Annotated in this window: 10 protein-coding genes; 8 read left to right on the forward strand and 2 right to left on the reverse strand. The window is 60.9% G+C overall.

Annotated elements, in window-relative coordinates; all coding sequences use genetic code 11:
• Nucleotides 1-43: 43 nt before the first annotated feature.
• Both P7F28_RS14540 and P7F28_RS14545 read right to left on the reverse strand, forming a co-directional pair.
• On the reverse strand, nucleotides 44-1,708 hold the full coding sequence (locus tag P7F28_RS14540) for an arylsulfatase (protein WP_277185221.1): 1,665 nt from the start codon (nucleotides 1,706-1,708) through the stop codon (nucleotides 44-46).
• Complete coding sequence (locus tag P7F28_RS14545; RefSeq protein WP_370467325.1) at nucleotides 1,705-2,832, reverse strand: formylglycine-generating enzyme family protein; 1,128 nt, start codon at nucleotides 2,830-2,832, stop codon at nucleotides 1,705-1,707. Before P7F28_RS14545 ends, P7F28_RS14540 begins: the two co-directional genes overlap by 4 nt.
• 205 nt (nucleotides 2,833-3,037) lie before the next feature.
• Here P7F28_RS14545 and P7F28_RS14550 point away from each other — a divergent pair, with 205 nt between their 5' ends.
• The 8 genes from P7F28_RS14550 to P7F28_RS14585 all read left to right on the forward strand — a co-directional run bounded on the left by P7F28_RS14550 (nucleotide 3,038) and on the right by P7F28_RS14585 (nucleotide 11,200).
• Nucleotides 3,038-3,997 (forward strand): MoxR family ATPase, encoded by a 960-nt coding sequence (locus tag P7F28_RS14550; RefSeq protein ID WP_277185222.1) that lies wholly within the window; start codon nucleotides 3,038-3,040, stop codon nucleotides 3,995-3,997.
• A 17-nt stretch (nucleotides 3,998-4,014) separates the two neighbouring features.
• Nucleotides 4,015-4,971, forward strand: coding sequence for a DUF58 domain-containing protein (locus P7F28_RS14555; RefSeq protein ID WP_277185223.1), 957 nt, complete (start codon nucleotides 4,015-4,017; stop codon nucleotides 4,969-4,971).
• Nucleotides 4,968-5,441 (forward strand): DUF4381 domain-containing protein, encoded by a 474-nt coding sequence (locus tag P7F28_RS14560; protein WP_277185224.1) that lies wholly within the window; start codon nucleotides 4,968-4,970, stop codon nucleotides 5,439-5,441. Before P7F28_RS14555 ends, P7F28_RS14560 begins: the two co-directional genes overlap by 4 nt.
• Entirely contained in the window at nucleotides 5,428-6,438 is a 1,011-nt protein-coding gene (locus P7F28_RS14565; protein ID WP_277185225.1) for a VWA domain-containing protein, read from the forward strand. Before P7F28_RS14560 ends, P7F28_RS14565 begins: the two co-directional genes overlap by 14 nt.
• Nucleotide 6,439: 1 nt before the next feature.
• The gene (locus P7F28_RS14570; protein ID WP_277185226.1) at nucleotides 6,440-7,948 is read left to right on the forward strand and encodes a VWA domain-containing protein; all 1,509 of its coding nucleotides are present in this window, start codon (nucleotides 6,440-6,442) and stop codon (nucleotides 7,946-7,948) included.
• On the forward strand, nucleotides 7,945-9,270 hold the full coding sequence (locus P7F28_RS14575) for a hypothetical protein (RefSeq protein ID WP_277185227.1): 1,326 nt from the start codon (nucleotides 7,945-7,947) through the stop codon (nucleotides 9,268-9,270). The genes P7F28_RS14570 and P7F28_RS14575 overlap by 4 nt, the downstream gene beginning before the upstream one ends.
• A 26-nt stretch (nucleotides 9,271-9,296) precedes the next feature.
• On the forward strand, nucleotides 9,297-10,382 hold the full coding sequence (locus P7F28_RS14580; protein WP_277185228.1) for a linear amide C-N hydrolase: 1,086 nt from the start codon (nucleotides 9,297-9,299) through the stop codon (nucleotides 10,380-10,382).
• Between the two features lie 98 nt (nucleotides 10,383-10,480).
• The gene (locus P7F28_RS14585; protein ID WP_277185286.1) at nucleotides 10,481-11,200 is read left to right on the forward strand and encodes a DUF3348 domain-containing protein; all 720 of its coding nucleotides are present in this window, start codon (nucleotides 10,481-10,483) and stop codon (nucleotides 11,198-11,200) included.
• Nucleotide 11,201 lies beyond the last annotated feature (1 nt).

The raw sequence follows: 11,201 nt of genomic DNA on the forward strand, positions 1-11,201 counted from the left end.
CTCTTTCGAAGCAGCGGGTGTCATCGAGTACTGAAAAAAGGGCTTATTTGCCGGTGCCGCTCAGACTGTTCATCAGCGCCTCCGTCATCTGGTCGATGCTGAAGCTCGCGGGCCGCTGGCTCGGCGGATATTGCTTGAAGGTCGCGAGGAACGGCGCCACCTTCGCGACCGCGTATTGCGCGATATAAACGTTCTTCACGGTCCAGTCGTAATACTGATCAGAGACGATATCGGCGCGCTCATACGGGTCCATGCGCAGATTGAAGATCTTCGGAATGCGCAGGCAGGTGAATGGATTGGCCCACACTTCGTAACCGCCTGGCTGACGCTGTTCGCAGAAGACCACTTTCCAGTCGTCCTGACGCATGGCGACGAGCAAGCCATCGTCATTGAAATAGAAGAACTCGTGACGCGGGCCTTCCTTCGCTTGTCCGGTTAAATAAGGCAGAAAGTTGTATCCGTCCAGATGATTCTTGAAGGTCTTTCCGCCGATCGTTCCGCCCTTCAGCAAGCGGTCCGAGATGTTGCTGTCGCCTGCCGCTGCGAGCAGCGTCGGGAACCAGTCGAGTCCGGACATCATCTGGCGCGAGACCGTATCGGGCTTGATATGCCCCGGCCATCGGATGATCGCGGGGACGCGGAACGCGCCTTCCCAGTTGGTGTTTTTCTCGGAGCGGAACGGCGTGGTCGCCGCATCGGGCCACGAGAACTGGTTCGGGCCGTTGTCCGTCGTATAGATGACGATGGTGTTATCGGTCAGTTTCAGATCATCCAGCGCCTTGAGCAGCTTGCCGACATCGTTGTCGTGTTCGATCATGCCGTCCGCGTATTCGTTGCCGGGCATGCCGCTTTGACCTTGCATCGATGGCCGCACATGCGTGAACAAGTGCATGCGCGTGGTGTTCATCCACACGAAGAAAGGCTTGTTGGCCTTGGCCTGACGCTGCATGAAATCGATCGCCGCCGCCGTGGTTTCGTCGTCGATAGTCTCCATGCGCTTGGCCGTGAGCGGGCCGGTATCCTGAATCTTTCCGTCTGCGAACGAATGGATCACGCCGCGCGGCGCGTTTCCCTTGATCCATGCGGTATCTTTCTTCGGATAATAGGGACGCTCCGGTTCTTCTTCTGCATTGAGGTGATAGAGATTGCCGAAGAACTCATCGAATCCGTGCGCGGTCGGCAGATATTCGTTACGATCACCTAAATGATTTTTACCGAACTGGCCGGTTGCGTAGCCGAGCGGTTTCAATGCCTGCGCAATCGTAATGTTCGATGCCTGCAATCCCACCGTCGAACCCGGAATGCCGACTTTCGATAAGCCCGTGCGCAAGGTCACTTCACCGGTGATGAAGGTCGAACGTCCCGCCGTGCAGCTATTCTCCGCATAGTAATCCGTGAACAGCATGCCTTCTTTTGCAATGCGATCGATATTCGGCGTGTCGTATCCCACCACGCCCTGGCCGTATGCGCTGATATTGGTCTGCCCGATATCGTCACCGAAGATCACGAGGATATTCGGCTTCGGCCCCTGATTTTGCGGTGGCGGATTGTTCGCAGCGGGCTTGGCATTGTTCGCCGCCGCCGGCTTGGCGTTGTTCTGCGACTGCGCGCGAGACACCAAAGGCGGCACGATCAGCACGCATAGCGCCGCAAACGCGGCCAATGCGCCCGCCCACGTGCGCAGGCGTCGAAGAGTGGGTTTTGTCATTGTGGAACTCCTTTGCTCCGATCGTGCGTCTGCGTCCACGCATCCTTGTCCATCACCAGCCGGAAACCGAGATGCGACATGCTGTTGTACGGATCGGTGCCGCGTCGCGCGCTCGGGCGATAGCTCAGGCAATACGATTCGTTGCACAGAAACGAGCCGCCGCGCGTCACGCGTTTGGGTGCATCAACGGGGACGCCGGGATCGGCCGGATCCCATGAATTCGCAGGCCCGCGCGGTTCATCGATCACACCGTTCGCGGTCGCTTCACGCCGGAACTGATCTGCGCGATACCAGTCCGCAGTCCATTGCCACGCGTTGCCGGTCATATCGTAGAGACCGTAGCCATTCGCCGGAAAGCTGCCGACCCGGCTCGTACCCGCCGCGCCGCCCGCCTTTGCACTCACGACTGGAAAGGGCTGCGTCTGCTGGCCTTGCCAGACATTGGCCATCTGCTTGCCATCCGGCGAGAACTGATCGCCCCACGCATAAGTCGCTTGTTCGAGACCGCCGCGCGCCGCGTATTCCCACTCGGCTTCGGTTGGAAGACGCTTGCCGGCCCACGTTGCGTAGGCCTGAGCATCTTCATAGGATACCTGAACAACGGGGTAATCGTCACGTCCTTCAATACTGCTCGACGGTCCTTCCGGATGTCGCCAATCCGCACCGGGCACGAAGCGCCACCATCGCGAATAATCCTGCAAGGCCACCTGTTCCTTCGTGCCGACGAAGACCATCGCGCCCGCGACCAGCGCGCTGTCGGGCGGGCGTGGCGTGCCGGGCGGCAACTGAACTTTCAGCGTGTCCCAGTCGGGCTTTTTCTCGGCGGTGGTGACGTAGTGCGTGGTATCGACGAAAGCGCGAAACTCGGCGTTGGTCACGTGATGTTCGTCCATCCAGAAGCCGTGCACGCGGACCTTGTGCGCGGGACGCTCGTTCGCTTGCGCGAGTTTGCTGTCGCTGCCCATCAGAAACACGCCGTCGGGCACCCACGCCATATGCTTCGGGCCGCTGACGCCATCGCCGATCACGATCTGCACCGGTTTAGGACGCGCCTGCTGGTTCATCGCCCAATTGACCGCGTAGCCTGCGAGCGCAGGGCACAACAACAGCAACACCGCCCACATGCCGATGCGGCGCGCACGCTTGTTCAAGGCCGACTCCTGCGCCATATCCGTCACCTCATATTTGTCGGATACCGCCATGTCGAGCCACCAATATACGAACGATTCCGCGATTTCAAGCGTTTTTCGCCGGACATGCTTTGACGAAACGGCGCCGCTTTGGTATCTGGTAACAGATGCGTCACATCCCGGCGGACTGTTCGACATCATGCGCGACACCATCCTGCGATTCGAAGCGAGCATCGGGCAAGCCGTGGTCGGGCAAGAAGCGGTCGTGCGGCAAATACTGATCGCGCTGCTCGCGGACGGACACGTGCTGCTCGAAAGTCTTCCGGGCCTCGCCAAAACGCGCACGGTCAAGGCGATTGCTGCGCGTCTTGCATGCAGCATGAAACGCATTCAGTTCACGCCCGATCTCCTGCCCTCCGATATCACCGGTGGCGAGACGCTGCTGCAATCGGGCAACGAACGCACGCTGCGTTTCCAGCCTGGACCGATCTTCGGCAACCTGATCCTTGCCGATGAAATCAATCGCGCGCCCGCCAAAGTGCAATCGGCCTTGCTCGAAGCAATGGAAGAGCGGCAGATTTCAGTGGCCGGAGAAACGCACGCCATGCCGCCATTGTTTCTTGTGATGGCGACGCAGAATCCGATCGAACAGGAAGGCACTTATCCGCTGCCGGAAGCGCAGATGGACCGCTTTCTTTTGAAAGTGCTGATTACGTATCCTGCGCCGCAAAGCGAAGCCGATGTGCTGCGTTTGCTGCGGCGTGAAAGCGAAGGCGCGCACGAATCGTTCGATACGCTCTCGCAAGAAGACATTTTTGCCGCGCGCGATGCGGTGCGGCATATCGCGGTGTCGCCTGCTATCGACGAATACATCGTGTCGCTGGTCAACGCAACGCGCCACGGCGATGCGCTCGATACGGACCTCGGCAAGTGGATCGAAGTGGGCGCGAGTCCGCGCGGCGCGATCGGGCTGGATCGCGCGAGCCGCGTGCACGCGTGGCTCGATGCGCGCGATTACGTCACGCCCGACGATGTGCGCGCGATCGTTCATCCGGTGCTGCGGCATCGCCTGATCCTGTCCTACGATGCGAACGCGGATAACGTCAGCGCGGACGACGTGATCGACCGTCTTGTGCAGAAGGTCGCCGTGCCCGCGTAAATTGATAAGGCATCCAGATGATGCAAGAGGACGAATCGAGCGTCTATATCGATGCGGCGCATCTCGCGCGACTGGAGTATCGCGCGCGCGGATTGAGCTTTTTGCGGCCCGCGCCTGTATCGAGCATCTTGTCGGGACGTCAGGCGTCGCGCATGCGCGGACGCGGGCTGAATTTCGAGGAACTGCGCGGCTATCTGCCCGGCGACGATATCCGTCATCTCGACTGGCGAGTGAGTCTGCGCACCGGCAAGCCGCATGTGCGTGTCTATACGGAGGAGCGCGATCGTCCCTTGCTCGTGGTGGTCGATCAGCGCATGAATATGTTTTTCGGTTCGACGCGCGCGTTCAAATCCGTGGTCGCGGCGGAAGCGGCGGCGCTCGCGGTGTGGATGGGCTTCAGCGCAGGTGATCGCGTCGGCGGTGTCGTGTTCGGTGATGATGAAGTGCTGCGCGTGCGGCCCTTGCGCAGCAGAAGCCGTATCGACATGCTGTTCAACGGTATCGCGCGAATGAACCGTTCCTTATCCGCCGATAGCGTCGCGCGCACGCACTACGCGCAATTGAATGCCGCGCTCGAAGGCGTGCTGCAAATTGCCGGACATGACTTTCTGATCTGCATCATCAGTGATTTTGCGGGTGCGGATGAACGCACGCGGCAATTGCTGCGGCAGCTTGCATCGCATAACGATGTCATCGCCGCGCTGGTCTTCGATCCGCTATGGCAGCGCATGCCTGAACATCGCGCGTTAGTCGTCAGCGAAGGACGCTTGCAGGTGGAGTTGCGTATCGACAATGCGCGCGTGCGTGAACCGCTGGCGACGCTTTTCAAAGGACGTGCGGCGCAGATTGCGGAACTGTTGCGCGCGAGTGGCGTGCCGTTGATGGCGTTATCGACAGCCGAGCCTGTAGTCGATCAGGTACGAAGATTGTTCGGAGAACGTCCTAATCGAAGGATACCGGGAAGCGGGACATGAACGGCTCCGCGTTGCGTGAATTGCCGCTGCCCGCGCCGGTATCGTACGCGCCTCAGACCATCGGCTGGCTGTTCGTGCTGCTGTTGATGCTGGCGCTCGGCGCGATGTTCGCGTGGATCGCATGGCGGCGCTATGAACGCGGGCGGTATCGGCGTGAAGCGCTGGCGGAGCTGGAACGTATCGAGCAAAAGCTCAAGCACGACAAAGCCGCACTTGCCGATATCGCGCCGCTTATCAAGCGCACCGCATTGGCTGCCGCGCCGCGCGAATACGTCGCGTCGTTGAGCGGGGCGGCATGGCTTGCGTACCTGCAAAAAGCGCATCATTCGTTCGATGATGAAAGCGGCGCACTGCTGCACACATCGGCTTATGCGCCACGTGCAGCGCTCGATTCAATCACGCCGCAGCAAGCGGATCGCTTCGTGAACGCGGCGCGCGAATGGATCGAACATCATCATGTGGAAGTTTGAGTTTCCGTGGATGTTCGCGCTGTTGCCACTGCCCTTGCTGGTGTGGTGGCTCGCGCCCGCGTATCGCACCACAGCGTCCGCCGTGCGTATGCCGTTCTTCCACGAAATGGCCGATGCCGCCGGCGAGAAACCCGCGCCCGGCGGCGTGCGTCTGCGCAGCAATTGGATGCAGCGTTTGCTGATGCCTTTTTTGTGGATGTTGCTCGTCATCTCGGCGGCGCGTCCGGTGTTCGTGGAGCCGCCCGTTACGCGCGAGTTGCCCGCACGCGATCTCTTGCTTGCCATCGACTTGTCGCAGTCGATGAGCGAGCGCGATTTCATCGACACGCAAAGCGGCGAACGCATGGATCGTCTGAGCGCGGTCAAGCGCGTGGTTGCGCAGTTCATCGCGAAGCGCAAGGGCGATCGCATTGGTCTGATCGTGTTTGGCGATGCCGCGTATCCGCAAGCGCCGCTGACGCTCGATCACGACAGCGTGCTGATGCTGCTCGACGCCATGCGCATTGGCATGGCGGGACCGCTTACCGCTATCGGCGATGCGCTCGGTCTCGCCGTCAAGATGATGGAGACCACGCCCGCACAGGAAAAAGTGCTCGTACTCCTGACCGATGGTAACGACACCGCCAGCGCCATTCCGCCGATGCAGGCCGCGCGCATCGCGAAGCGGCACGGGATCGTGGTGCATACCATCGGCATCGGCGATCCGGGCACGGAAGGCGAAGACAAGGTCGATCTCGATGCGCTGGCGCAGATCGCAAAAGCCACCAATGGCAGCGCGTTTCGTGCGTTGGGCCGCGAGGAAGATCTCGCTGCGGTTTATGCGGCTATCGACAAGATGACGCCTGAGAAGATCAAGCGCGAGGTGTATCGGCCGCAGACGGAATTTTATTGGGTGCCGCTGGCATTGGCGGTTTCGCTGCTCGCGCTGTATCACGTGATGGCGTATCTGATTGCCTTGCTGCGTGCGCCGCGCCGTGTCGAAATGAACGAGGCATGAGATGGCGATCGATCTCACCGCGTTTCATTTCTTGCGACCGATATGGCTTCTGCTGCTGATTCCCGCGTTACTGTTGCCTTTTCTATGGCTGCGCCGTAACGATGTGCGGGCGCGGTGGCGCAATATCATCGCGCCGCATTTGCTGGAACATTTGATCATTGGCGATACTAAACGTCGCGGCATGCAACCCGTGCACACGCTTGCGCTTTTGATCGCACTCGGCGCAATCGCAGCAGCAGGGCCGACGTGGCAACAAGAACGCCCGCCGTTCGATCAGGATAAAGCGCCGCTCGTCGTCGTGCTGTCGCTCGCGCGTTCGATGAATTCGAGCGATATTGCGCCGACGCGGATCGAACGGGCCAGGCAGAAAGTGCTCGATCTTGCAGCCGCGCGAAAAGGTGCGCGCACAGGACTTGTTGTATTCGCATCGAGCGGGCATCTCGTGGTGCCGCCGACAGAAGACGCCGCGATGCTGCAACTCTACGTTCCCGCGTTATCGCCCGATCTGATGCCGCATGATGGCGAGAATGCGGCGGCGGGGTTATCGATCGCTGAGAACATGCTGCAAAAGGACGAAGCCGCTGGCACCATCGTTTTCATGAGCGATGGTTTCGATGCAAGCCATAGCGATGAATTCATACGCATAGCGAAGCAATCGAAACATCAGCTGCTGTGGCTTGCGGTAGGCGCATCCGGTGCGTCGTTCGATGCCGACGCCATTCGCAAGATCACGCAAGCCGCATCGATTCCGCTTGCCAGCATGCGTGGCGATGACGACGATATCGATTGGGTTCAGCATCGCGCGCAGGTGTATCTCGAAGCCGCGCAGGATGAGAAGGTCGTGCCGCGCTGGAAGGAAACGGGCTACTGGCTCGTGATGCCGATCCTGCTTGTCGCGCTGTATTGCTTCAGACGCGGATGGACGGTGAAATGGCTGCCCATGTTTATCATCGCAATCGCTTCGGCATCGACGCCTAAGCTCGCGCATGCCGAATGGATAGACTGGTTCGCCACGCACGATCAGCAAGGCCGCTATGCGTTCGAACACGGCGACTATCAACGCGCTGCATCGCGTTTCGATAACGCCATGTGGAAAGGCCGCGCGCAATATCAGGCCGGTGATTACGATGCCGCGCTCGAAAGCTTTTCGCATATCGAAACAGCGGAGGGTTACTTCTACGTCGGCAATACGCTTGCACAACTAAAGGATTACGCGAGCGCAATCGCGGCGTACGATCACGCGCTTACCAAACGCGCTTCGTTCGATGAAGCGCGCGTGAATCGCGAGTTGATGCAGCGCTTGCTCAAAGACGAGGAGCAGAACGACAGCGAACCGACCACCGTCAAGCCGGATCAGGTCGATAACAAGAAGCAGAAAGAGAAGGGCGGCCAGCGCGTGACGATAAACGCAGCGCGTCCGTCCGAAGAAGCATGGATGCGCAACTTGAACACGTCGCCCGCTGCGTTTCTGCATCGGCGATTCGAGGAAGAAGCGGGGCCATCGCAATGATTCGCCGATTCGTCTTATGTTTGCTGCTGCTGTGCTCAATGCTGGCGCACGCCGACGAACACACCGACGACACCCCGCGCACCATGCTTCGCGCGCATCTCGAACCATCGGGCGCGGTTACGGCAGGCACCGCGATCACGCTCGTCGTCGATGCCCTCACGACCACATGGTTCACCGCCGCACCCGACTGGCCGCTGTTCGACATGCCGGACGCCTTCGTCACGCTGCCCGATGAAAACGCGCAGAACCTCAACGAGACCATCGACGGTGTGCACTGGTTTGGCGTGAGCCGCGCGTATCGCATCGTGCCGCGCACGGCGGGCACGTTCGATGTGCCTTCGTTCAAGATCACCCTGCATCCCGGCGGCACCGAAACACCCGTCATACTCGATACCCCCGCGCTCCGTTTGACCGCGACGCTTCCACGCGGCGCAGAAGGTATGACGACCTTCTTTCCCGCGCCGCACGTGAGCGCGACGCAGCGTATCGATCCGGCCGATGGCAAGCTCGAAGTCGGCGGTACCGTCACGCGCACCATCACGCAGCGCGCGGACGCCACCGAAGCGATGCTGATCCCGCCGCTCGCCTTTACCGATATCGACGGTCTGCGCCGCAACGACAAACCGCCTGCCACGCGCAATATCACGCAGGATCGCGCGGGTTTGATTGCAGGCGAGCGTGTCGATTCGGTGACATACGTGGTGAATCGGCGTGGACATTTCGAACTCCCGCCGGTTCGTATCGAATGGTGGAACACGCTGACACATTCTCGTGAGACCATCGACCTTCCTGGCGTGAGCTTCACCGCGCGCGCCGCGCATGAAAAGCCGTTGTGGGCGCTGCCCGCCGATGCCGCGCGCCATACGGTGATCTTTTTGAATGCGCGCGATGTGGTGGCGGTGTGTATCGCGTTGGCGTGTATTGTGGCGGGCGTGGCGTGGTATCCGCGTATCGGCATATGGCTTGCACGCCTGAAAGCGCGTCTTGCCAACGCGCGCAAGCAACGCAAGGAAGGCGAACGCGCCGCATGGCATGCGCTGTCGCAAGCCGCTGATTCGGGCATCATGCAACGCGTGGTGCCCGCGCTGTATCGATGGATGGATGTGAACCCGCGCATGAAGCATCCCGCGCGGCTGAGCGATCTGCAAGACGAAGCCGAAGACGAAGACGTGAAGCGCCTCGCCAAGGCGGTCGAAGCGCATTACGCTGCATCGAGCGAACGAAAGGATGCCGCGCCGCGCATACGCTTTCGACGCCGCATCGGATGGAATCGCGCACGCGCAGCGAAGCGGCCCGCGCTGCCGCCACTGAACGAAGGATGAACGCATTCAAACCAGAAGGAGATGCCATGCCTCGCATCAGATTGAAACTCGCCAGTTTTGTCGTGCTCGTGCTGCTTTCGACATCGTTCGCGCTGGCCTGCACGCGCGCGCTGTATGTCGGCGACAAAGGGCTCGTCATCACGGGCCGCACGATGGACTGGTCCGAGGACATGCGCTCCAATCTCTGGGTGATGCCCGCAGGCATCGAACGTGATGGCAACGCGGGACCGCGCTCGATCAAGTGGAAATCGAAATATGGGAGCGTGGTGGTCTCGGGTTATGAAATCGGCACCGTGGATGGCATGAACGAACGCGGACTGGTCGCCAACGCGCTCTATCTCGCGGAGACGGATTACGGCAAGCCCGACCCGAAGCGCGATCCGATGTCCATCAGCCTGTGGGCGCAATACGCGCTGGACAACTTCGCCACCGTCGGGCAAGCGGTCTACGTGATGAGCCGCGAGCCGTTCCAGATCATCGCGCCGCCGTTGCCGAACGGCAAACCGCTCACCATTCATCTTTCGTTGTCCGATGCACATGGCGATTCGGCCATCTTCGAATACATCAACGGCAAGCTCATCATTCATCAGGGCAAAAAGTACAAGGTCATGACGAACTCGCCGATCTACGACGAGCAACTCGCCATCGACACGTATTGGCGAACGGTCGGCGGCTCGGGCTTTCTGCCGGGCACCAATCGCGCGGCGGACCGCTTCGTGCGTACTTCCTTTCTGCTCGATGCCATTCCCAAACAGTCCGATCCGAGCTATATGGCGGGCGTGCCGCAGCAATCGGGCGCGTATTTCGCGGCGGCGAGCGTGATGAGCCTGATGCGCTCGGTGAGCGTGCCGCTGGGCATCAGCACGCCGCAGCAGCCGAATCTCTCCTCGACCATCTGGCGCACGGTGTCGGATCAGCAGAATCTGGTTTATTACTTCGATTCAGCCACGCGGCCGGATACCTTCTGGGTGTCGCTCAAAAAGCTCAATCTCAATCCGGGCGCGCCGGTGATGAAGCTGACCATCGACCACGGGCAAGTGTTTTCGGGCGAGACGGCGGGCAATTTCGTGGCGACGCCCGCGTTCACTTTCATGCCTGCAAAAGCACCCTGACGGACGCGGATCAGGCATCGGTCCCTGAAAACCCTTAGCCTGTCCGGGCGATTCCCCTTCGCCGTTGTGTAAACTAGCGGGTTTTGTCACCGACGAGAATCGTGCAGACCGCTCCGCGCACAGCGATCAGCGGCCCGGCGCTGGTGCGCCTGCTGGCCCGTTTCGCCGCTCCAGACCAAGCCGTGGCCGTTCCGGCGTCCTCGCTGTCCGACCGCCTGAGCCAGTGGCTCGGCTGGACGGACGCGATCGCGCTATCGACCGCGCTCGCCGGCGATCCGCCCGCCGTGTCGGCGGCGGTTTCCGCGCCCGAAAGCGAGATCGACGCCGTCGTGAACGCGCACGATGCGCTCATGCGCCGATTGACCCGCGACGAGCGCAAGGAAGTCCGTGGTCGCAATCGCCGCGCGATGCCGCCGCCGCCGGATTTGCCCATCGACTACGCGGTGTTTCGGCAGGATTACCTGTCCGCCCAACAGTCGATGGAAACCGACATCGGCGCATGGCGCACGCGGCTGCGCGCGGCGGTCGCGGCGCAATCGACGGATATGACGCGCCTGGCCGTCGTCGATGCCGTGATGGAACAGGCGCTCGCCGCACGCGAACGCACGTTGTTGTCGCAGGTTCCGGTGCTGCTCGGCAAGCATTTCGAGCGCCTGAAGCGTGCGAATGCGGACGCTGAAACGGGCACGCAAACTCAGGCCTGGCTCGACGACTTCCGCCGTGACATGCAGCACGTTCTGCTCGCGGAACTCGAAATTCGTTATCAACCGGTCGAAGCGCTGCTCGCGGCGCTCCGGCATCCTTCCAGCCCTCGCTGAC

Source organism: Caballeronia sp. BR00000012568055 (genome assembly GCF_029439455.1).
Lineage (GTDB): Bacteria > Pseudomonadota > Gammaproteobacteria > Burkholderiales > Burkholderiaceae > Caballeronia.

Coding starts and splice junctions, on each gene's coding strand:
- P7F28_RS14560 (WP_277185224.1), top strand. CDS start 4,968: ATGAACGGCTCCGCGTTGCGTGAATTGCCGCTGCCCGCGCCGGTATCG.
- P7F28_RS14575 (WP_277185227.1), top strand. CDS start 7,945: ATGATTCGCCGATTCGTCTTATGTTTGCTGCTGCTGTGCTCAATGCTG.
- P7F28_RS14550 (WP_277185222.1), top strand. CDS start 3,038: ATGCGCGACACCATCCTGCGATTCGAAGCGAGCATCGGGCAAGCCGTG.
- P7F28_RS14580 (WP_277185228.1), top strand. CDS start 9,297: ATGCCTCGCATCAGATTGAAACTCGCCAGTTTTGTCGTGCTCGTGCTG.
- P7F28_RS14565 (WP_277185225.1), top strand. CDS start 5,428: ATGTGGAAGTTTGAGTTTCCGTGGATGTTCGCGCTGTTGCCACTGCCC.
- P7F28_RS14570 (WP_277185226.1), top strand. CDS start 6,440: ATGGCGATCGATCTCACCGCGTTTCATTTCTTGCGACCGATATGGCTT.
- P7F28_RS14540 (WP_277185221.1), bottom strand. CDS start 1,708: ATGACAAAACCCACTCTTCGACGCCTGCGCACGTGGGCGGGCGCATTG.
- P7F28_RS14545 (WP_370467325.1), bottom strand. CDS start 2,832: ATGTGGGCGGTGTTGCTGTTGTTGTGCCCTGCGCTCGCAGGCTACGCG.
- P7F28_RS14555 (WP_277185223.1), top strand. CDS start 4,015: ATGATGCAAGAGGACGAATCGAGCGTCTATATCGATGCGGCGCATCTC.